This is a genomic window from Prevotella sp. C0026C3 (assembly GCF_056590795.1).
Genome location: NZ_JBWPWW010000009.1, coordinates 21678 through 43814, shown reverse-complemented (window position 1 = coordinate 43814; position 22137 = coordinate 21678). Strand labels below are relative to the sequence as shown.

General features: G+C 45.5%; 16 protein-coding genes and 1 pseudogene. 6 read left to right on the top strand and 11 right to left on the bottom strand.

All coding sequences use genetic code 11. The features are described from left to right. Positions 1 to 25 precede the first annotated feature (25 nt). The 6 genes and pseudogenes from AC1EK4_RS07225 to AC1EK4_RS07200 all read right to left on the bottom strand — a co-directional run. Positions 26 to 1684: pseudogene (locus tag AC1EK4_RS07225) on the bottom strand (alpha-1,3-galactosidase-related protein); the annotation flags it as partial. Between the two features lie 18 nt (positions 1685 to 1702). Beyond that, positions 1703 to 3979, bottom strand: coding sequence for a RelA/SpoT family protein (locus tag AC1EK4_RS07220; RefSeq protein ID WP_480357623.1), 2277 nt, complete (start codon positions 3977 to 3979; stop codon positions 1703 to 1705). A 23-nt stretch (positions 3980 to 4002) separates the two neighbouring features. Further along, positions 4003 to 5328, bottom strand: a complete 1326-nt coding sequence (locus AC1EK4_RS07215; RefSeq protein ID WP_036898885.1) for a lytic transglycosylase domain-containing protein — start codon at positions 5326 to 5328, stop codon at positions 4003 to 4005. Between the two features lie 15 nt (positions 5329 to 5343). Further along, the gene (locus AC1EK4_RS07210) at positions 5344 to 6000 is read right to left on the bottom strand and encodes a DUF5683 domain-containing protein (RefSeq protein WP_480357676.1); all 657 of its coding nucleotides are present in this window, start codon (positions 5998 to 6000) and stop codon (positions 5344 to 5346) included. 45 nt (positions 6001 to 6045) lie between these two features. After that, positions 6046 to 6957, bottom strand: a complete 912-nt coding sequence (locus AC1EK4_RS07205) for a ParB/RepB/Spo0J family partition protein (protein ID WP_036898891.1) — start codon at positions 6955 to 6957, stop codon at positions 6046 to 6048. A gap of 103 nt (positions 6958 to 7060) precedes the next feature. Further along, the gene (locus AC1EK4_RS07200) at positions 7061 to 7825 is read right to left on the bottom strand and encodes a ParA family protein (protein ID WP_036898894.1); all 765 of its coding nucleotides are present in this window, start codon (positions 7823 to 7825) and stop codon (positions 7061 to 7063) included. A gap of 119 nt (positions 7826 to 7944) precedes the next feature. On the opposite strand from AC1EK4_RS07200, the gene surE reads away from it, so the two are divergent. The 3 genes from surE (at position 7945) to AC1EK4_RS07185 (ending at position 10842) form a co-directional block, all read left to right on the top strand. Beyond that, on the top strand, positions 7945 to 8709 hold the full coding sequence (gene surE / locus AC1EK4_RS07195; RefSeq protein WP_036898897.1) for a 5'/3'-nucleotidase SurE: 765 nt from the start codon (positions 7945 to 7947) through the stop codon (positions 8707 to 8709). Positions 8710 to 8929: 220 nt separating this feature from the next. Beyond that, complete coding sequence (gene lpxB, locus AC1EK4_RS07190) at positions 8930 to 10084, top strand: lipid-A-disaccharide synthase (protein ID WP_480357620.1); 1155 nt, start codon at positions 8930 to 8932, stop codon at positions 10082 to 10084. Positions 10085 to 10089: 5 nt separating this feature from the next. After that, positions 10090 to 10842 (top strand): MBL fold metallo-hydrolase, encoded by a 753-nt coding sequence (locus AC1EK4_RS07185; RefSeq protein WP_036898904.1) that lies wholly within the window; start codon positions 10090 to 10092, stop codon positions 10840 to 10842. A gap of 159 nt (positions 10843 to 11001) precedes the next feature. Here the strand turns inward: AC1EK4_RS07185 and AC1EK4_RS07180 are convergent, their stop codons facing one another. Continuing rightward, the gene (locus tag AC1EK4_RS07180; protein ID WP_197421740.1) at positions 11002 to 11232 is read right to left on the bottom strand and encodes a hypothetical protein; all 231 of its coding nucleotides are present in this window, start codon (positions 11230 to 11232) and stop codon (positions 11002 to 11004) included. 117 nt (positions 11233 to 11349) lie between these two features. Here AC1EK4_RS07180 and AC1EK4_RS07175 point away from each other — a divergent pair, with 117 nt between their 5' ends. Then, on the top strand, positions 11350 to 13704 hold the full coding sequence (locus AC1EK4_RS07175; RefSeq protein WP_480357617.1) for a TonB-dependent receptor: 2355 nt from the start codon (positions 11350 to 11352) through the stop codon (positions 13702 to 13704). Positions 13705 to 13784: 80 nt separating this feature from the next. Here the strand turns inward: AC1EK4_RS07175 and AC1EK4_RS07170 are convergent, their stop codons facing one another. The 4 genes from AC1EK4_RS07170 to rsfS are packed head-to-tail and all read right to left on the bottom strand — an operon-like array spanning position 13785 to position 18094. Then, entirely contained in the window at positions 13785 to 14738 is a 954-nt protein-coding gene (locus tag AC1EK4_RS07170; protein WP_036898910.1) for a glycoside hydrolase family 5 protein, read from the bottom strand. Positions 14739 to 14756: 18 nt separating this feature from the next. Next, a complete protein-coding gene (locus AC1EK4_RS07165) occupies positions 14757 to 15626 on the bottom strand; it encodes a phosphatidate cytidylyltransferase (RefSeq protein WP_036898914.1) in 870 nt (289 codons plus the stop codon). Positions 15627 to 15643: 17 nt separating this feature from the next. Beyond that, positions 15644 to 17683, bottom strand: coding sequence for an ATP-dependent zinc metalloprotease FtsH (gene ftsH, locus AC1EK4_RS07160; protein WP_036898917.1), 2040 nt, complete (start codon positions 17681 to 17683; stop codon positions 15644 to 15646). Positions 17684 to 17734: 51 nt separating this feature from the next. Continuing rightward, positions 17735 to 18094, bottom strand: coding sequence for a ribosome silencing factor (gene rsfS, locus AC1EK4_RS07155; protein WP_036898920.1), 360 nt, complete (start codon positions 18092 to 18094; stop codon positions 17735 to 17737). A 269-nt stretch (positions 18095 to 18363) separates the two neighbouring features. On the opposite strand from rsfS, the gene AC1EK4_RS07150 reads away from it, so the two are divergent. After that, a complete protein-coding gene (locus tag AC1EK4_RS07150; RefSeq protein WP_062434437.1) occupies positions 18364 to 19635 on the top strand; it encodes a suppressor of fused domain protein in 1272 nt (423 codons plus the stop codon). A 433-nt stretch (positions 19636 to 20068) separates the two neighbouring features. Next, on the top strand, positions 20069 to 22033 hold the full coding sequence (thrS, locus tag AC1EK4_RS07145; RefSeq protein WP_062434434.1) for a threonine--tRNA ligase: 1965 nt from the start codon (positions 20069 to 20071) through the stop codon (positions 22031 to 22033). Positions 22034 to 22137: the final 104 nt, after the last annotated feature.

Here is a 22137-nt window from a genome sequence, read left to right as displayed (position 1 = left end):
CTTTGGGTAGGGGAGTGAGCCACTTGATGGTATTGTTTTTCAGTTTGAGACCGGCCACACTCTTGGCATATAGTATGGGATTGCCACTCTGCTCAAAGGTATTGCCGATGATACGAATGTTCTTGTGAACCGGGAATTTCGGGTCGATTATCTTGTTTGACGGGTTGATGGCGATGGTAGCACGCTCCGGATTGGCATTGAATCCGCAATCGATAAAAGTGTTTCCCTTGATGAGAACATCGGTTACAGGACCTGATTCAAACCATCCTTCGGCGTCGCCCTCTATAAGTATGGCACTCATACCGGTTTTCAAGAATGTATTATTAGCAATAACGGCTTTACGAGGGGTGGTGACTAGCACGCCACGCGTACTGGTACGCGTGAAAAAGTTGTCTCGAATCTCGACTTCGGGCGTCCATGTAAAATTCTCAATACAGTCGTGATTGAGTTCTATATCTGTTGGGATGTCGCGGTTGAGAACGAGCTGTATGGTTCTTGGATTCAATGCTTTTACAGCTTTTACAGTGCATTGACTGTAGCGCAACATTCTTGCTGCCCGGACGAAATAGACCGTATCGCCGGGAAAGAAGGCCTCGAAGCCGTAGGTTTGTGGATGCATGAAGTGTAGTTCTAAGGTGCGGTTATCGAATTTACGGATGATGCGTAGGTTGGTTCCATGCACGTTGATGCAGTCGTCTTGGGCTCCGGCATAGCGACAATTGGTAACGGTTATTTTGCCGGCACAGCCTGAGAAATGCATGAAGTCGGCCGAAGAAGCCAGCAATCGTCCACTATCTTCGCGTGGTTCACAGTACACGCTGTCCATTGTAATGTCTCGTGTGAACTGACTTACGATACCCAACCCGTGCATATAGTGTACATATACGTTCTGCAAAGTAATATTACGGCTATACGCAAGGAACATTCCCACTTGATCGCGGATGATGTCGCGCACGGTGAGGGTGTTACCTATTTGAGGTTGGAAAGTTGATGGTGTGTGGAATTTTAGGATACCGGAACTGATTTCCTCAACGTCTGAATGAGCTAGAATCTTGTTGAAATCATTGGTATATTGGAAGTGTTGAGTCTCAGGACTGTACTCTATGCAATGGTTGCGATTGCTACGCCAACCTTCACCAACGAGTTGTAGGCGATGGTTGATGATGGTGTAACGACTGTCGGGATGCAGTTTGAGTACCACACCGTCATTGTCTTGCTTTATGTAGGTGAGTTCTGAACCGCCCGGACGCTCAAAATCGAAATGCAGATTATGGAGTTTGATTTCGCTACTGTGCCAAGTGGAGAGCATCGTCATCTTGCCATGATACATGAGAGTGGCTCCATTGCCCTCGATGGTCAGGTTTTGGAGGCTGTCGAGTAACAAGCCAATGACCTTGGTTTTCGACGGACATTCTATCTCGGAAGAGGTGTTGCTGATGTAGAAATCGCGTCGTTGTGCTCCTTCAGGCCATAAATCGTAGCGCCCATTCTCAAATGTAAGCACTTTGACATGGTGTGTACGACAGTATTCGATAGCCTGTCGAAGCGCTTTGGTACAATTCTCAAAACTATTGGCGCGAGCACCAAATTGCGCTACGTTGACGGTATCGATAGATTGGGCTTGCAAATGTAGCGAGCAGCAAATGGCAAGAATGGATGCCAACAGTAGTCGGCTGTGTTTCATGGAATAAGGTGTTTGTGTTTATTTGATGTATTGTACTTCTTGCATATCGGCTATTTGCCGGAGGTTGGCAACGATTTCTCGTACCTCATTACGGTTGTGTACACGTACTTCAATGACGCCATCGAAGATGCCATCGTTGCTAGTGACAGTGACTCTGTGGATATTAATATCCATCTTACCGGATATGATTTCAGCGACATCGTGTAGCATTCCCTTGCGATCAATACCGTGTAATTCGATGATTGCATCGAAGAACATCTGGTCGTGCATGTCCCATTGGGTGGCAAGGATGCGGTTGCCGTAGCTCGTTTTCAACTTGCTTGCAATCGGACAGTTGCGACGATGTATCTCTATCTGTCCCTTATTGTCGATATAGCCGAGCGTATCGTCGCCGGGAATGGGATGACAGCAACTGGGGAAGATAAACGTTCTGATGTTGTCTTCATTGATAATGAGCGGCTTCTTGCGGTTGAAGTCTTTGCCTACAATAAATGTCTCCGGCTTCTTTTCGGCAGTTTTATCTTCTTTTTTATTATGTCCTAAGAATGGAACGTATTTACGCCAGCCCAGCGATGTGGATTCTTTCTTGGGCTTACCCATAAGCCCGTCCAAGTCTTTGGCTTCAAGAATGATTTTCTTTTCGGCCAGTGCTTGAAAGAAACTCTCAGGTTTTTGGACGTCATGAACATCGCAGAGTTTAGCTACAATAGATGCCGACATCTGCATATCGTTCTGCTGTAGCCAAATGTTGAGTAGTTCCTCACCTTTCTTTTGTAATGCTCGTTCATCGCGACGGAGGATGGCTTGTACCTTGGCACGGGCTTTAGCGGTAGACACAAAGTTAATCCACGAAGGTTGAACATGCTGTGCTTTGCTTGTCAGTATTTCTACTTGGTCGCCACTTTGCAGCTTATGACTGAGCGGTACAAGCTTGTGGTTGACTTTGGCACCGATGCAATGACTACCTAAGAATGTATGGATTTGGAAAGCAAAGTCGAGAGCCGTACAGCCGGCGGGCATCGTTTTAATCTCTCCTTTGGGCGTGAATACGAAGATTTCTGATGCAAACAGATTGAGTTTGATGGCATCAAGAAAGTCCATCGCATCGGGTTGTGGGTCGTCAAGAATCTCTTTGATGGTGCGAAGCCAGTCGTTAAGTTCGCCTTCGTCTTCTGTGTACTCGCCCCCTTCCTTGTATTTCCAATGGGCGGCGAAACCTTGTTCGGCCACTTCATTCATACGATCGCTACGTATCTGTACCTCAATCCATCGGCCTTGTTTGCTCATCAGCGTCACGTGGAGTGCTTGATAGCCATTTGCTTTGGGATGGTTAAGCCAGTCGCGCAGACGATCCGGATGGCTCTTATATATCTGACTGAGGGCTACATAGATGTTGAAGCATTCGTTGATTTCGTTGTTTCGTGATTTCGGAGTGAAGATAACGCGAACGGCAAGAATGTCGTAGATTTCGTCGAAAGTGACGTGTTTGTTTTGCATCTTATTCCAAATAGAATAAGGACTCTTCACTCTTGCTTTGATTTCGTATTGAACTCCCATCTTATCCAAAGCCTCTTTGATGGGACTAGTGAACTGAGCGAACAGTGTATCGCGCTGTGCTTCGGTGGCAGCAAGTTTCCGTTCTATCTTGGCATATTCCTCCGGATGTTCGTAACGGAAGCTGAGATCTTCGAGCTCTGTCTTGATTTTGTTGAGGCCAAGTCGGTTAGCCAGCGGGGCATAGATGTACATAGTCTCGCCTGCTATCTTGTATTGCTTGTTGGCAGGTTGGCTATCCAGCGTTCGCATATTGTGTAGACGGTCGCATATCTTAATCAAGATGACGCGAATATCGTCGCTCATGGTGAGCAGAAGCTTTTTGAAATTCTCTGCCTGAGCAGATGCTTTGTCACCAAAGATACCACCGCTAATTTTTGTCAAACCGTCTACAATTTGGGCTATCTTAGGCCCAAACATATTCTCAATGTCCTCTACTGTGTAGTCGGTATCTTCTACAACATCGTGGAGTAGAGCCGAACAGATACTTGTAGAACCTAACCCCATCTCTTCGCAAGCAACTTGTGCGACGGCTATAGGATGCATGATGTAAGGCTCACCGGAGAGTCGTCGCACTCCTTTATGAGCCTGACGGGCAAAATTGAATGCCTTGGTAATGATGTCAACCTTCTTCCTATGGCGTGAAGCCAAGTAGGTATCTAGTAGATGTTGGAACGCATCATTAATCAATTGATTGTCCGCTAGTTCGCGGTTTTGCTCTTTCAAAGTATGCTCGTCCATAGGATGGTATCGGTTAAAGGTTCTTATTTCACTTTTATCTTCTTTCCGGCGCGGATGCTATTACCGGAAATTTTGTTCAGCTTCTTCAGTTTTTTAACGGTCGTACCGTTGCGTGCTGCGATTTCAGAGAGCGTGTCTCCTTGGCGAATGGTAATACTCTTGCCACGGCTTCTCTTCTCTCTTTTGTGGCGACGTGATGATGATGAACTGCGATGACTGTAGCTTTTGCTTGGTCGATAAGATGGTATGTCGTCGTTGACAGCCACTTCTTTACGCTTCATAGCCAAATCGTCAGGCCCGTAAGCATAGACAGCTTTCTCGTTATCGATGAACTCTGTAATCTTAGCAGAGGGTAGACGGAGTGCGGTTAAGCCATTGCTGCCATTGATAATGTTGCGACGATATTGCGGATTCAGCTCTTGTATCTGATCAATGCTGATACCTAGAACGTGTGATAGTTGCTCAAAATGAATATCACGGTTTACCATTACGGTGTCTGTCTTGCCCGGTAAATCGGTCGTCATAGGACAGATGTTGTGGTCGCAATAGTAGTTCATGATGTAATTGGCGGCTATGAAAGCCGGTACATATCCTCTAGTTTCTTGTGGAAGATAGGGATATATTTGCCAGTAGTCATTATGCTTGGCACGGTGCATGGCTTTGCTAATTTTGTCGGGACCACAATTATAGGCGGCAATGACAAGATTCCAATCACCATAGATGTCGTATAAGTCTTTCAGATAGTGGGCTGCTGCATACGATGCTTTGACGGGATCGCGACGCTCATCGACCAAAGAATTGACTTCAAGATTATACCGTTTGGCTGTTCTTAACATGAATTGCCATAGTCCGGTAGCACCTACACGCGACACAGCAAGCGGATTTAAGGCTGATTCTATGACCGGTAGATATTTCAATTCCAATGGAAGACCGTAGCTTTCCAGTGCCTGTTCGAAGATAGGCATGTAGAAATTCTGTGCTCCAAGCATAAAGGCTACAGAGCGACGGAGGTGTCCGCTATAGCGATCAATGAACTTCTGAACCACATCATTGTATGGCATTTCGATGATAGTTGGCAACTTGCTGAGGCGTTCCTTGTACACTTTGCGATCGTACATAGGATTGATGTCGGGCATGTTACAGCTTGTATCAATTCTCAAGTAGGCCTTTGAATTATAGAGATGGAGCAGACTGTCCAGCTCTTGGGTCATAGCTTCGGGGAGTTCTATTACTTCATTCTTCCCTTGCGCGTCTGTCACTGTGATTTCGTTGTCATCATTTGATTGGGCTTGCATGCTGCAAATCCCACCGAACATCATAGTGATAACGAGTAGATAAAGTTTTTTCATTCTTTTGTTTCTTATTTAAAAGTTCAGGCTACAGTTCAATCCTACTGCACCGGCTTTAAATGGATTGCGCTCTGTCTGATTGTTTATGATGGTGGGTGTCACTCTTAAACTGAGGTCGTTGGATATATCAAACTCAGAAAGAGAGGCATCAACATAAGCGTCAATGACGGAGAGAGCATACACACCTATCAATACGAAGATGCTCAAATCACGCCATCTGCGAAACCTGTCTTTACGTTTTTTGAACAGATTCTGATAGGTAGATATGTTCGAAGAGTTTATCTTAGCTCCTAAATGCAGAAAATCGTTGTAGCTTTGTGTATTTGGATCGTCATCCATCAAGTCTAGGTATGCTTTGGCATAGTCCTTATACATTTGGTTGTTCCAATTGATAGCGTAAGCACAACCGACCATTCCACCATATATAATAGGTAGTTTCCAAAACTTACGGTTATATATCTGTCCGGCTCCGGGCATCACCAAGGCCAGCCAAAGTGCTCGTTTCGGACTAGGTCGCCATGTCGTCCAGTCTCTTTTTGGCTTTTTAAGAGTCATGCTATCAGTCGATTTCAAAGCGAGACTGTCCTTATGTGTTAATGCTTGGGATATCTTAATGGTTGTGGTATCTTGCGGCATTGAGTACTGGGCACGTCCCGATAAAGGCGATAACATGACCAACGCAGTGAACAATATGTGAGTCAAACCTTTCACGTAGGCTTAATCTTTCAGTTTATCGAAGATGTTCATGATACGCTCTAGTTCTTCTTCATTGGCAAAAGGGATACTGATTTTGCCCTTCCCTTTAGAAGAACAAGTGAGCTGAACTTTCGTGTTGAGGAAAGTGGAAAGTCGCTTTTTCAAGATACCGAACTCTTCCGGAAGTTGTCTTTTAGCTATAATCTTCTTCCGCCCGCTCTCTATATCGTCGCCATTCTTGAGATGTTGAACCATCTCTTCGACCTGTCGGACAGAGTAACCGTTCTTTTGTACCTCCTTAAAAAGTTTGATTTGGAGTGATGGGCTATCGATAGCGAGCAGTGCCCTAGCATGTCCCATGTCGATTTCTTTCTTCTGTAATGCCATCTGAACTTGTGCCGGAAGCTTAAGAAGACGCAGATAATTGGCAATTGCCGTACGGCTTTTGCCCACACGTTCTGATACCTTTTCTTGGGTCATACCGCTTCCTTCCATCAGATGTTCATAGGCCAAAGCAATCTCAATGGAGTTTAAATCTTCGCGTTGTATGTTTTCCACCAATGCCATTTCCATCACGTTCTCATCGCTAATCTTGCGAATATAGGCTGGAATAGCGGTCAGTCCGGCCAATTGTGAAGCACGCCAACGACGTTCGCCGGCAATGATTTGGAAATGATTTTCAGCAGTTTGACGTAGCGTGATAGGTTGGATGATGCCTATTTCACGGATACTTGCTGCCAGTTCCTGCAATGCTTCTTGGTCGAATTCGCGGCGAGGTTGATTTGGATTTGCCTCTATTTGTTCGATAGGAATCTCGTTGATAGTCGACGAACCTTGAGTACTTACTCCTTCTGTGGATATTAGTGCATCCAGTCCTCTGCCTATTTGGTCGAGTCCTCTTCCTAGGTTATTATATTTTTTGCGTACTGCCATAGTGCTTGATGAGTTCTTTAGTTGATAAGTTAATGAGTTTTTGACTATATAAGCGGGATGTTTTGATCAAGAACTTATGGACTCAAAAACTCAGAAACTCACATTACTTATTCTTATTGATAATCTCTTTGGCCAATGCCAAGTGGTTCTTGCTACCGGTAGAATCGGCGTCGTAAAGTATCACAGGGAGGCCATGACTAGGACTTTCGCTTAGTTTTACATTGCGCTGAATGACGGTTTTGAATACCAATTCTTGGAAGTGGCGCTTCACTTCGTCGTATATTTGGTTGGCCAAACGCAGACGACTGTCGTACATGGTCAACAAGAATCCTTCGATTTCCAACTTCGGATTCAACTTGCTTTTGATAATCTTGATGGTATTGAGCAACTTGCTGATACCCTCCAAGGCAAAGTATTCGCATTGAACAGGGATGATAACAGAGTCGGCTGCCGTAAGAGCGTTCACCGTAATGAGCCCTAGAGACGGGCTACAGTCTATCAAGATGTAGTCATATTCGCTTCTAATGGGCTCAAGAAGTTTTTTGAGTACTTTCTCGCGACTTTCCAGATTGAGCATCTCTATCTCTGCACCGACAAGGTCGATGTGGCTGGGGATAATATCCAGACCGTCTATATCTGTTGTGTAGATGGCATCGCGTACGTCGGCATGGTCGATGATACACTCATAGAGAGAGCATTCCACCTCTTTTATATCCACGCCTAATCCACTGGAAGCATTGGCTTGTGGGTCGGCATCTACAACTAGCACGCTCTTTTCCATGGTCGCCAATGAGGCCGCCAAGTTGATAGTTGTAGTGGTTTTTCCCACTCCGCCTTTTTGATTAGCTAATGCGATTATTTTTCCCATTTGTTATTGCTGTTGTCGTTACGGTTTTAGTTGCAAAGTTACAATAATTCATTGAAAAGGCCGTATTTTACTCCTTTTTTTGCTACTTTTGTAGAGAATTCAACATTATTATAAGATAAATGAAGAAACCCTTTATATTAATTTCAAACGATGATGGTTATCATGCCAATGGTATCAAGAGTTTAGTAGCGATGGTTAGTGACTTTGCCGATGTCTTGGTGGTTGCTCCTGAATCAGGACGTTCTGGTTTTTCGGGTGCTTTCTCGGTCACGACTCCGCTACGTTTGAAGCCACGTCACAATATGCCGAATACTGAAGTATGGTCGTGTAATGGTACACCGGTGGATTGTGTGAAGCTAGCTCTCGACCAGCTTTGCCAAGATCGCCGTCCTGACCTCATCTTGAGTGGCATCAATCATGGTGACAATTCGTCGGTCAACACGCATTATTCCGGTACTATGGGAGCTGCCATGGAGGGGTGTATGAAGTATATTCCGTCTATAGCCTTCTCTAGTTGCGACTACGATGTGAATGCCGATTTGACTCCATTGACACCGTATGTACAACGCATTGTACAAAAGGTATTGTCCGAGGGACTTCCCAAAGGCATCTGTCTGAATGTGAACTTCCCCGCAGGTAATACTTTTAATGGTATTAAAGCATGCCGTATGGCTTATGGTCGCTGGATTAATGAGGTGGTCAAAGAGCGGCATCCGCGTGATTTCGATTACTTCTGGATGGTGGGAGAGTACCACTGTGACGAGCCAGAAGCTGCAGATACCGACTATTGGGCATTGGCTCATAACTATGTAGCTATTACTCCTACGCAGATGGATGTCACTGCTCATGAGTTTGTGAAAGAAGTGAATAACTGGGAGTTGTAGGAGAAGTAAGGAGTTAGAACTGGAGTTAATGGGAGATAAGAAGGAAGTTAACAGGAGTTATAAGGGAGATACGGGAGTTAATGGACAAATGTTTTATAGCTTATAAATTATGGACTATTATCTGATAACTTCCGTTAACTTCTGCCTAACTTCCATTTACTCCAATTCTATCTCCCATTAACTTCCTTCTTAACTTCCCAAACTCCTTTAAAAAGAAAATATGAAATACTATCTCATTGTAGGCGAAGCCAGCGGCGATTTGCATGCTTCTCATCTCATGAAATCGCTACAAAACATAGACCCGGAGGCGCAATTCCGCTTCTTCGGGGGCGAGTTGATGTCGGCAGTGGGTGGAATGCGTGTCAAGCATTATCGTGAATTGGCTTATATGGGGTTCATTCCGGTGTTGCTCCATCTACGTACCATCTTCCGGAATATGGCTTTCTGTAAGCAGGATATTGTTCAGTGGAAACCTGATGTGGTTATCTTGGTGGATTATCCGGGCTTCAATCTCAATATAGCCAAGTTTCTTCATGCCCATACCGATATACCTGTTTATTACTATATCTCACCGAAAATATGGGCTTGGAAGGAGTGGCGAATCAAGTCTATACGCCGGGATGTAGACGAACTGTTCTCTATTTTGCCCTTTGAGATTCCGTTCTTTGAGCAAAAGCATCATTATCCCATCCATTATGTGGGCAATCCTACGGCCGATGAGGTACGTCTGTTCTTAACAGATTATCACGAGACAAAAGTCGAATTTTGCGCTCGTCATCATTTGGAAGAGAGTAAACCTATCATCGCTTTGCTTGCCGGCAGTCGTAAACAAGAGATAAAAGACAACTTACCGGCCATGATAGAGGCTTCTCGTCCTTTGGCCGAAGCGTATGGATACCAACTTGTTTTGGCCGGCGCTCCGTCTATAGACGATGATTATTATGTGCAGTATGTGAGTGGTTGCGACGTTCACATGGTCAAGAATGAGACCTTTGCGCTGTTGGCTCATGCCTCTGCGGCCCTTGTTACCAGTGGTACTGCCACGCTCGAAACAGCTCTTTTCCGTGTGCCGCAAGTGGTTTGCTACGAGACACCGGTGCCTCGTCTCATTCGTTTTGCGTTCAATCACATCATCAAGGTACCGTTCATAAGTTTGGTCAACTTGATAGCCGATAGAGAAGTGGTTCCCGAATTGTTGGCCGATAGATTCTTTGTGGCAAATATCAAGAGCCACTTGGAACCCCTTCTTGCTGATAGCAAAGACCGTAGTCTGATGCTAGAAGGTTACGAAGAAGTACACCGTAAGCTTGGCGATACGGTGGCTCCGGACAATGCTGCACGCATCATGGTCGACTTATTAAGCAAGAAAGGGTAGGGCGTATGCGTTGGTTCGTTGGTTTGCTGATAGTTCTCCTAGTATCGTGCAATGCACGTGAAGAAGCTAAATTGCGTGATACCTATTACACACGCAAGGGTGAGAAGGTAGTTATCACGCCCATTAAGCATGCCAGCATTCAGATTAATTTCCGTGGTTTGGAGTACGAGGTAGACCCCGTGAGCAGTTACTCACGCCCCATTATCGACTATACCGATAAGCCTAAAGCTGATTTTATCATCGTCACCAATGAACATTTAGACCACTTCGATCCCTATGCCATTGCCCTTCTGACCAAGAATACGACCAACATTCTGTTGCCTTTGCGCTGTATGAACAAACTTGCTAAGACCACAATTTATTCTCATTGTGTGCTGATGCGTAATGGTTTCAAGGCAGAGTTGGACGACGATGTGACAGTTTTTGCCCTTGCGGCTTACAATATCACGAAAGATAAGCGTCGTCATGCGCCCAAAGGCGTGGCCAATGGTTATATCCTCGACCTTGACGGATTCCGTATTTATATTGCCGGTGATACGGAGTTGACGCCCGAAATGCGTGGTGTGAAGGATATAGACATTGCCTTTTTGCCATGCGATTATACGCAGGCGCTCGATTTAAAGCAGTTCCGTGAGGCAGCTCGGATGATTCGTCCGAAGGTACTTTATCCCTATCATTATGGGGCAACCGATACCACCGCTATCCGGAAAGCTGCGAGCGGACTCGGCATTGATGTTCGTATGAGAGCATTTAGGTAGTATGCCAAAGGTGCCGGAAGGTACTTTGTTTTTATGCATTTAGACTGAAAAACGGAGACACATAAGTGGTTGTGAGCATTTGGCACAACTTCCACTAACTTCTAAACTCCTACCTTCCCATTTTTAACTCGCCTACTTGTCTGCTCATTTACTTATTAATTAACTTTCAAACTCTTTACCCTCAACATCCTGCAAAGGCTCCGCAACATTGCTGCCTCGATGTTTCAGCAATGCTGCGAAGCCGAGACAGCAAAACTGCCAAGCCTTTGCAGTCTGGTAGTTGACAAGTAGGCGAGTAAGTAAATAGGTTTGTGTGTGGTTAGAAGTTGGGGATACGACTTCGTAAAGTGAATAAGATTGAGGACGAAAAGCGACGGGGCGGTCGGTCATGATAAATCATGATGGGGCAGAATGCCTAGTTTTAAGTATTGCAGAGCAGGACCTATAGGAGTAACTTTGCAGCAAGTTACCCCTATAATTCATTTTAACTCAAAATAAAACTAAAGTATGATAGGAAAATTACGCTTATTTTTATGTATGGCATTGATGGGATTCTTATTGCCCATGAATGCCGAAACAGACACTCCACCGAGTAAAACCGAAGCCAATGTATATGGACATGTAGTCGATAGGAAGACCGGTGAACACTTGCCTTATGCCCATGTGGTGGTGAAAGGAACTACCTTAGAGACGGCTACCGATGCCACAGGACATTACTTTTTGAAGAACCTGCCACTCAGACTCTGTCAAATAGAAGTGACGATGGTGGGCTATCGGACGGCTGTGATGGAAGTGACGACAAAGAAGAATGTTTCTTCCGAACTTAATTTCTCGCTCGAAGAAGATGCTATTTCGCTCGACGAGGTGGTGACAACTGCCAACCGTACGCAGACATTACGGCGCGAAGCACCTAACTTGGTAAATGTCATTGACTCGAAAATCTTTAAGACTACCAATGCCATGTGTATGGCTCAAGGACTGAATTTCCAGCCCGGTGTACGCACGGAAGACAACTGTCAGAACTGTGGATTCTCACAAGTGCGTATCAACGGGTTAGATGGTCACTACTCACAGATACTTATCGACTCGCGGCCTACGTTCTCTTCGCTCAACGGTGTGTATGGGCTTGAACAGATACCGGCTTCTATGATTGAACGTGTAGAGGTGGTAAGAGGTGGCGGTTCTGCTCTGTATGGGGCATCGGCTATAGGTGGTACGATCAATATTATTACACGTGAGCCATTGAGAAACTCCGCTGAAGTGGCTCATACATTGACTTCTATTAATGGGAAGAGTGGACGTATAGAAAACAATACCACGGCTAATCTCTCCATTGTATCGGAAGATGGCAAGACTGGGTTGTCTGCTTACACGCAATACCACTATCGTCCGGGCTACGATCATGATGGTGACGGATATACCGAACTACCCAATCTGCGTAATGAGACGCTCGGTTTGAATGCTTTTTATAAACTCAATGCCTATTCCAAGTTGCGTTTGCAACTGCACCATATAGGTGAGTTCCGACGTGGTGGCAATCATTTGGAGCGTGCACCGCATGAGTCGAACATCACCGAACAGTTAGACCACAACGTGAATGGTGGTAATTTGAGCTATGATTTCATCTCGCGTAGTGCTGCCGACCGTGTGAAAGCATATTTCTCTTTCGGCACCACGCAGCGTAAAAGTTACTATGGCGGTATTGCAGAGGGTACCCCCGACGATGTGGAAACGGCTCTGAAAGCCTACGGACGTACGCGTGATTTCACCTATGTGTTGGGTGGTCAATATGTCCATTCGTTCGCTAAGCTGGGCTTTATGCCTGCTCATCTCACCTTAGGAGGGGAGTATCATTACGATGGATTAAAGGATGAGATCAATGGCTATAATCATTTGTTGGAGCAAAAGGTACGTATCTATAGCGGTTATGTGCAAAACGAATGGCGCAATGAGGCTTGGACATTACTTGTAGGCGGTCGACTTGATAAGCATTCCATGATTCGTCATGCCATCTTTAGTCCGCGTGTCAATGTGCGATATAATCCTTCGCAGGCTGTCAGTCTGCGTATAGGGTATGCCGGAGGATTCCGTGCGCCACAGGCATTTGATGAAGATTTGCATGTAGGCTATGCCGGTGGTGAACGTGTGATGACACAGTTGGCGGCTAATCTCAAGGAGGAACGCTCGCATAGTTTCAGTCTTTCGGCCGACCTATACCACAATTTCGGCAATGTGCAGACCAACTTCTTGGTGGAAGGATTCTATACAATGCTGCGTGATGTGTTTGCTTTGCGCAATCTGGAAAAGAAGGATAGTGAAGGAAACAGTTTGCAGGAACGCTACAATGGTAGTGGTGCTAAGGTATTTGGACTAAACTTTGAAGGGAAAGTGGCCATGAGTCGGTGGTTTGATTTTCAAGCAGGTTTGACCTTACAACGTAGCCTTTACGACGAATTGACAGAGTGGGACGAGGCTGCTCCTAAGGTAAAGAAGATGTTGCGCACGCCCTCTACCTACGGGTATTTCACGGCATCGCTCCATCCTGTACGCCGATTGACGCTCTCGTTGTCGGGTAATTACACCGGGACAATGTTGGTTGGTCATGCCGCCCATACTTTGGAGAATGGCAAAAAAGTAGCTGCTGAAGCGGTACAGACACCAACTTTCTTTACTCTGAACACCAAAGTGGCATACGAATGGCCGCTTACTGCTTATATGAAGATGGAAGTGAATGCCGGCATTCAGAATATTACGAACGATTATCAACGCGATTTCGACCGTGGATGGGGACGTGATTCGGGATATATCTATGGTCCGGGACAACCACGTTGCTTCTTCGCAGGTGTGAAATTCTCTTATTAGAAGCGCGGTATATACGGTAGTAGTATCAAAAAAGCGTACTCTCTCGGTGTGAGGGAGCACGCTTTTTTAATAGTTGTACGTTATCGATTATATTGCCTAATAAACTTTCTGACAAGTTTACCCGACTCGTTTAGGTCGGTATCTTTCCATTTTCCGGTAGACGAAGCACTAGGAAGTAGCATTGAACAAGTTTCTTTCTTATCAGAGATAGACCAGTTGACCCAACTTATTTTCTTGCTTTCCATCAGGTCAATCCACTTCTGCCATTCAGCCATATTGAGTGGCCCGTCGCCCGATGCTTCCATTCCTGCACATTCAGAAACGAAGATAGGCAGGCCGGTATTGAGAGCATCGACCATTCGTTGGCGCAAATATTCCTTGTGAGTTGCGGCATAGAAGTGGAGTGTGTACATCACATTGCTGACTCCCTGTAGTGGACTGGCAGCCACAAGGTGAATATCTTGATCCCAATGGGGGCATCCCATCAAGATAATATTGTCCGGGTCGTGCTGTCGAATAGCGCGGATGATGGTTTGGGCGTATTCTTTTAAGTTTTCCCAAGAGTCTTCCACAGGTTCGTTATACAGTTCGTAGATGATGTTGGAATGCTTTCCATACTTCTGCGCCATCTTACTGAAGAAGTCAACGGCGGCTTGTGTGTGCATCGTATGAGCGTGCCAGTCGATGATAACGTAGATGTTGTTCTTGATAGCTCCTTCTATAATGGGCGTCATACACTTCATGGCCAGCTCCGGATTGTCTAGATAGTTGTTGTCAATCTGGATGCCCATAGCTGCTCGTACCACCGAGACATTCCAGTCTTTGACCAACCATTTCAAGCTTTTTTCGTTGTAGAAGCGTGGCCAAAGATTGTGCCAACCGTAACTGACGCCTCTTAATGAGATGGGTTCACCGGCTTGATTGCATAGTTGTGACCCCTTGACTTGCAACTGTCCCCAGCGTTTGACGGGCGGCGCGGCATGGATATGACATGCCAAAAACACGCCTATGAAGGCGAGTAAGATTCTTTTCATGGTTTGAATGAGTTTGTTTTAAAGTAGTGTTAGTGTATATAAGTAGACGACAGCAGCAGGGATTGCCATGAGCGAAGAGTCGAAACGGTCGAGCATTCCACCGTGTCCCGGCAAGATATTGCCACTGTCTTTAATGCCAAGTGTGCGCTTGAAGAGGCTTTCAACAAGGTCGCCCCATGTACCGAAGAACACGACAACGAGTCCTAATCCCATCCATCCGGCAATACCAAGGGTATGAGGTGTATCGCCTTGGTTGGCATAATAGCCGATGATAGCAGCCACTATCAGCACCAAGATACCACCGCCTATGCTACCTTCCCAGCTTTTGGCAGGGCTTATTCGTGGGAAGAGTTTGTGCTTACCCAGCAGCGAACCGGAGCAATAAGCGCCTGTGTCGTTGGTCCATAGGAATATGAATACGGAGAGAGGAAGCAGCATGTCGTAGGCAATAGCGTTTCCGTCAGCTGCTGTAGACTCGAAAGCCAGAATGTTAATCATGGAGAATGGTAACGCTATGTACATCTGTCCGAGCATGGTATAGGCCCAGTCGTTGATGGGGTCTTTCGTCTTGAGGTACATATTGCTGATGAATAAGTAGATAATCGTCAGCAGATAGGGTACGAAGACGATAAAGTTGGTGACGATACCTGTGCGATAACCGGCTACAGCTAAGAAGAAGTAGACGCCGGCAACGGTCGATATAAATCGATTCACTTGTACGTTTTTACGTGCATTGACGAGTCCGGTGTACTCCCAAAGGGTCAATCCGGTAATCAAAGCAAATAGAAATACCATGGCACGAGGGGTGAAAAAGCACACCACCATGATAACGACAAATAGCACGCCCGTTATCGAGCGTACTATTAGATTCTTCATTTTGTCAGACATAGTTGTTATTTTTAGTCTTAACTTTCTTTTTCTTCGACTAGCTTCTGCTGGTGTTCAGCCTCTGCTTGCTTTACTTCTTCGGGCATATCTTCGAGCTTTGGAGCATTCGCTTCGTTCTCGTTGATAATCTCCTGCGAGCGACTTACCCACGGACGTTTGCCGAAAATCTCTTCCACATCTTCCACGTAGATAACCTCACGCTTGACAAGTAGGTCGGCCAACTGGTTATGACCATCTTTATGTTCGGTCAATATCTGCTTGGCACGAGCGTATTGTTCGTTAATCATCTTCAGCACTTCATCGTCGATAATCTTTGCCGTCGTATCTGAGTAAGGGCGTTGGAACTGATATTCTTGGTTATTATAATAGCATATATTGGGCAATCGGTCGCTCATACCGGCATAGGCTATCATGCCATACGAGCTTTTGGTGGCCCGTTCCAAATCGTTCATTGCACCCGTAGAGATATGTCCGGTGAAGAGTTCTTCGGCAGCTCGGCCACCCAACAAGGCACACATCTCATCGAGCATCTGCTCTTTGGTTGTGATTTGGCGCTCTTCCGGCAGATACCAAGCGGCTCCCAAAGCCTGTCCACGTGGCACGATGCTCACCTTAACAAGTGGATTGGCATGCTCGCAGAACCATGAAACGGTGGCATGTCCAGCCTCATGTAGGGCGATGGAACGCTTCTCTGCAGCTGTCATAACTTTGGTTTTCTTCTCCAAACCACCAATGATACGGTCTACAGCGTCTAAGAAATCCTGTTTTCCTACATAAGTATTATTGTGTCGGGCAGCTATCAATGCAGCCTCGTTACATACGTTTGCGATGTCGGCACCTGAAAAACCGGGAGTCTGACGAGACAAGAAATCGATGTCAACAGTCTTATCTGTCTTGATAGGACGAAGATGAACTTGGAATATTTCGCGTCGTTCTTGTAAGTCGGGTAGGTCTACATTGATCTGTCTATCGAAACGACCGGCACGCAGTAGAGCCTTGTCGAGCATGTCGGCACGGTTGGTTGCGGCCAATACAATGACTCCGCTATTGGTTCCGAATCCGTCCATCTCGGTCAGAAGAGCGTTGAGTGTGTTTTCGCGTTCGTCGTTTCCACCCATTGATGGATTCTTGCTACGGGCACGACCTACAGCATCTATTTCGTCGATAAAGATGATGCAAGGAGCTTTTTCTTTAGCTTGATGGAACACATCGCGCACTCTGCTGGCTCCTACACCCACAAACATTTCAACGAAATCCGAGCCACTCATCGAGAAGAAAGGAACACCGGCTTCGCCTGCAACAGCCTTAGCCAACAGCGTCTTTCCTGTTCCCGGAGGTCCAACGAGCAATGCTCCCTTAGGTATTTTACCACCTAATTCGGTGTATTTAGCCGGGTTTTTCAAGAATTCTACAATCTCTTGAACCTCTTGTTTGGCTCCGGCTTGTCCGGCAACATCCTTGAATGTGATGCCTAGGTCATTGCCTTTTTCGTACATTTTAGCCTTGCTCTTGCCCACGCTGAACACATTTCCGCCGGCAGCACCGCCACCGCCCATGCGTCGCATGATTAAGAACCACAAACCAAAGAAGAGAGCTATGGGCACAAGGGTGCTGAAGAGCATGTTGAGAAGCCCATTGCTTTTCTCGTTCTCGTAGCTGAAATCTACGAATTTACCTTGCTTTTGCTCGTAAGTTAAGAACTCTTCCAGTTTATCGGTTGAGCCAAATTCTACGTCGACAGAGGGCTTGGCGCCTGTCTGCTGAGCGCTCATTTGGAAAACGTCGCGTATGTTTTTTGACTTTACATACATCTTTAGAGTCTTCTTGTCGGTGTTGATGACGATGTTACTAGCGTAACCTTTGATGACGTATTCCTTGAATTTGGCATAAGTTGCCTTTTGTGTTGCCCCGCTATTGCTAGCTATCGAGTTCCCACCTCCGCTAAGAAGGAAGAGAGCCACGGCAAAGATAATCAGCCCATAGAGCCAATTCATGTTGAATCGGGGCATCTTTGGGTCGTTATTGTTGTTGCCGTTAGGCGAAGTTCTATTGTTCATAATGAATTGATTTGATGAATGGAAACTCAAATATCAAATATCGTGCCAGTCTTAATCGAGGTTAGGAATGTTGGTCAGTTTGGCATCTTGCCACAGATTCTCAAGATCGTAGAACTGTCGAGCTTCTGGTAAGAACACGTGTACCAGTACATCTACGTAGTCCATGGCAACCCATTGGTCGGTTCCCAACCCCACCACATTGACGGGTTTCTCGCCCAAATCGATGCGTGCCATGTCGCCGATGGATTCGGTTATGGCCTCAATCTGTGCAGGAGAATTACCTTGGCAGATAATGAAATATTTGGTTATAGCACCGTCGATACCCTTTAAATCGACGATAGTGATGTTCTCTCCTTTTTTTTCTTGTATACCCTTGGTGATTGTCTCTACCAGTTTTGTTGTTTCTTCCATTAATTAATATTGTATAAAGCTTTTGTTTTGGCAAAGTTAGTGCTAATGAGGGGCATGTGAACTTGTTCGCAAATGGCCGACTATAGCCTAACTTATGCAAAGTTAGCAGAACTAAACAGAATGACAAAATAAAAGAACTTTTTTTTCAATTTATACTGTTATTGGTAGTGTAATAGGGGGTGTTAAACATATAAAAAAGTAATGTTGTTATTTTTTTTTACCTGTTTTATGCTATCTTTGTGAGCGCAATCTAATTTAAATATTGGCCTATGTATTATAACGCTAAGAAACTTTTGCGCGATGAAACGATTGACACGACGCAGTGTCGAGATGCTTGTTACAATCATCCAGCTACCTTGAAAGACTATCTTTTAGCACTCATAGTGGAAGATTTTTGTAATAAAATAGGGCAGAATTTATTTTTATTGTTCCTCTTTGGTTTGCTAGCCATGGGACAAGGTTATGTTCATATCCTCGTCTTATTCATTTGCTGGTTAGGCATTAAAGTCTATGTGCTCGCGAAACATGTGCAGATATACAAAGGAGCTACGTACAAACTTCCTGATGGTATAAACGGTATCAGCGTGGATGGTGAGAGGATTAATTGTCTATCGGGACGTGCAGACAGAATAGTTATTCGTTACTTGCGTTATCGGTGGGATCATATCAAATGCGTGCGAACCTTTCAAAATATGGTGATAGTAACTCAAAAGCACCATGTTCCATCGCTGGTTCTTAGCATGGATGAAGTGGATGAAGATGTGAAAAACGTGTTGGCGCTATGGAAAAGAGCCTTGGTGGAAGGTCCTAGCCTTCTTTCTTACACTTACCAACAAGATGAAATGGAAGCACTGGATAGGTCGCTAGACAGAATGTTCTTGGCCGACGAAAGTGATATGACAGATGAGGAAAAGGAAGAGAACGCATTCGTTTATCATGAGATAGTGTCTGATGACATTCATTTAGACATTATGGTGTACCGGCCAACCGAGTATCGCCCGTATTATAAGTTGTGTACGTCGGGGCTTGGTGCATATCGTATGCCTTTGTCGGAGGAAGAAAAAGACGACGGACAGCCCGAACGCGCGGAACTCATGATGTATCTTCCAGCCGACTGGAAATTGATGCTTAGTGAGGAAGATGAAGCTGTGTTTCAAGACGAGAACAACTATTGGCCGATACGATTGCTCAAAGATTTTGCACGTATGCCGCTGCAAGATGGTTGTTGGATAGGCTATGGGCATAGCATGTCGAATGAAGATGGTCGGCCTTTGGCGCCGAATACGACTTTCTCGGCAGCCGTATTGTGTATGCCACCAGAAGAATTCTGTGTCACCAATTTGCCTACCGGCAAGAGTGTTGTACATTATCTGGTGGTTCCAATTACAGCCGAAGAGTTGCAATTCAAGTTTGATAACGAATATAAGGCGGATGGATTGTTAGAGAAGATAGGTCTGTGGAATGAACAGTTTGAGACGAAAGAGGGAGTAAATGAGTTCTTACAAACTTATCTGAAACGCATGCGGGAGAAAGGCGTGTGATTTGTAGTGAGGACTTTTGGAAATGTTTGGGTGAATTGTATTCGCCCAAACGAGCGAGTAGAAGTCTTTGTACTGGCTTTGTAAAAGGTCGTATGTACACCGTCTCCTATGGTTTTGTGTGCTGATAATTAGTATCGTTTGTTTGGGAGACGGAAAATTTTCCGTCTCTACTGTCGCTCTCTTCTCATTCTGAACTCATCATTTCTCACTCATAATTTGTCTACTTGTCACCTCGTTAACTTGTCAACTGTCCCACTGCAAAGGCTTGGCAACATCGCTGCCTCGACTATGCAAGAATACTGAAAAGGTGATGCAGCATTGCTGGAAAGCCCCTGCAGTGAGCCGTCGGACACATGAAAAAAGGATAAAAATTATTCCGTTACAAAATAAAATGCTATTTTTGCAAGGATTAAAACGAAAATGCTAATTTGTTATGGTAAAAATCACATTCCCCGATGGCACTGTACGTGAGTACGAACAGGGTGTCACCGGTTATCAAATCGCAGAGAGTATTTCGCCTGCTCTCGCCCGTGACGTTGTATCTTGCGGGGTTAATGGCGAAACAGTAGAATTGAATCGTCCTATCAATGAGGACGCTACCATTGCCCTCTATAAGTTTGAGGACGAAGAAGGCAAGCACACATTTTGGCATACCTCTGCCCATTTGTTGGCGGAAGCATTGCAGGAACTCTATCCCGGTATACAATTTGGTTTTGGTCCTGCCATCGAAAACGGATTCTTCTATGACGTGATGCCGAAGGAAGGCGACGTCATTAGTGAGTCTGATTTCCCCAAGATTGAAGCGAAGATGAAGGAACTGGCTAAGCAAGACGAGGCTGTAGTTCGCAAAGATATATCAAAGGCTGACGCTCTGAAAGAATTCAAGGCCGATGGACAGGAGTATAAATGCGAGCACATAGACCTAGACTTGAAAGACGGTACCATCTCTACTTATACTCAAGGTAAGTTTACCGACCTCTGTCGTGGCCCGCACTTGATGTCTACGGGGGCTATCAAGGCTATCAAGATTACGAGTGTTGCCGGCGCATTTTGGCGTGGTGACGCCAAGCGCGAGCAGATGACACGTATCTATGGTATCACATTCCCGAAGAAGAAGATGCTCGACGAGTATCTGGCAATGATAGAGGAGGCCAAGAAGCGCGACCATCGTAAGATAGGAAAGGAGATGGAACTCTTCATGTTCTCGGAGCGTGTAGGCAAAGGTTTGCCTATTTGGTTGCCGAAGGGAACAGAACTTCGCTTGCGTTTGCAGGATATGTTGCGCAAGATTCAGAAGCGTTTCGGCTATCAAGAGGTTATTACTCCGCATATTGGTTCAAAGAATTTGTATGTGACTTCAGGTCACTATGCACACTATGGCAAGGATAGTTTCCAGCCTATCCATACGCCGGAAGAGGACGAGGAATACATGTTGAAACCTATGAACTGTCCTCACCACTGCGAAGTATTCGCTTGGAAGCCACGTTCATACAAAGACCTACCGCTGCGTATAGCAGAGTTTGGTACCGTATATCGCTATGAGAAGAGCGGCGAGTTGCACGGTCTGACACGTGTGCGTTCGTTCACTCAGGACGATGCCCATATTTTCTGTCGTCCCGACCAAGTGAAGAGCGAGTTCTTACGTGTAATGGATATTATCCAGACGGTATTCAAGATATTCAACTTTGACAACTTTGAAGCCCAGATTTCTCTGCGCGATCCTAACGACCACGAGAAGTATATCGGTTCTACCAAGGTGTGGGAAGAGAGCGAGAACGCTATCAAGGAAGCTTGCGAGGAGAAAGGGTTGAATGCCAAGATAGAATATGGTGAGGCTGCATTCTATGGTCCTAAGCTTGACTTTATGGTGAAAGATGCCATCGGTCGTCGCTGGCAGTTGGGTACAATTCAGGTAGACTACAATTTGCCGGAGCGTTTCAAGTTGGAGTATACCGACGATGACAACACCAAGAAGACTCCTGTGATGATTCACCGTGCGCCATTTGGCAGTTTGGAACGCTTCTCTGCTGTGCTCATCGAGCATACTGCTGGTCATTTCCCATTGTGGTTGACACCCGATCAGGTGGCTATCCTTCCTATCTCTGAAAAGTATAATGATTACGCCAAGAAGGTGGCTAAATACCTTGACGGACAGGGTGTGCGTGCTACGATTGACGACCGTAACGAGAAGATAGGCCGCAAGATTCGTGACAACGAGTTGAAACGCGTGCCTTATATGGTCATCGTGGGCGAGCAAGAAGCTGCCGAAGGTCTTGTTTCTATGCGTAAGCAGGGTGGTGGCGAGCAGGCTACCATGACGATGGAAGCGTTTGCCGACCGTATCAATGCAGAAGTTGCCGAGATGTTGAAGGCTACAGAAATCCATCCACAAGATTGATTGAATAAATAAATATTAAGGTGGAGATGAATATTTTTCTAAGCATGAAAGTGTTCATCTCTATTCTTTATTATATATAGATGGCTTGCTGATGTTAAAATAAG

Coding starts and splice junctions, on each gene's coding strand:
- AC1EK4_RS07165 (WP_036898914.1), bottom strand. CDS start 15,626: ATGTCTGACAAAATGAAGAATCTAATAGTACGCTCGATAACGGGCGTG.
- surE (WP_036898897.1), top strand. CDS start 7,945: ATGAAGAAACCCTTTATATTAATTTCAAACGATGATGGTTATCATGCC.
- ftsH (WP_036898917.1), bottom strand. CDS start 17,683: ATGAACAATAGAACTTCGCCTAACGGCAACAACAATAACGACCCAAAG.
- AC1EK4_RS07185 (WP_036898904.1), top strand. CDS start 10,090: ATGCGTTGGTTCGTTGGTTTGCTGATAGTTCTCCTAGTATCGTGCAAT.
- AC1EK4_RS07150 (WP_062434437.1), top strand. CDS start 18,364: ATGTATTATAACGCTAAGAAACTTTTGCGCGATGAAACGATTGACACG.
- AC1EK4_RS07215 (WP_036898885.1), bottom strand. CDS start 5,328: ATGAAAAAACTTTATCTACTCGTTATCACTATGATGTTCGGTGGGATT.
- AC1EK4_RS07220 (WP_480357623.1), bottom strand. CDS start 3,979: ATGGACGAGCATACTTTGAAAGAGCAAAACCGCGAACTAGCGGACAAT.
- AC1EK4_RS07175 (WP_480357617.1), top strand. CDS start 11,350: ATGATAGGAAAATTACGCTTATTTTTATGTATGGCATTGATGGGATTC.
- thrS (WP_062434434.1), top strand. CDS start 20,069: ATGGTAAAAATCACATTCCCCGATGGCACTGTACGTGAGTACGAACAG.
- rsfS (WP_036898920.1), bottom strand. CDS start 18,094: ATGGAAGAAACAACAAAACTGGTAGAGACAATCACCAAGGGTATACAA.
- AC1EK4_RS07180 (WP_197421740.1), bottom strand. CDS start 11,232: ATGACCGACCGCCCCGTCGCTTTTCGTCCTCAATCTTATTCACTTTAC.
- AC1EK4_RS07170 (WP_036898910.1), bottom strand. CDS start 14,738: ATGAAAAGAATCTTACTCGCCTTCATAGGCGTGTTTTTGGCATGTCAT.
- AC1EK4_RS07200 (WP_036898894.1), bottom strand. CDS start 7,825: ATGGGAAAAATAATCGCATTAGCTAATCAAAAAGGCGGAGTGGGAAAA.
- AC1EK4_RS07205 (WP_036898891.1), bottom strand. CDS start 6,957: ATGGCAGTACGCAAAAAATATAATAACCTAGGAAGAGGACTCGACCAA.
- lpxB (WP_480357620.1), top strand. CDS start 8,930: ATGAAATACTATCTCATTGTAGGCGAAGCCAGCGGCGATTTGCATGCT.
- AC1EK4_RS07210 (WP_480357676.1), bottom strand. CDS start 6,000: ATGTTATCGCCTTTATCGGGACGTGCCCAGTACTCAATGCCGCAAGAT.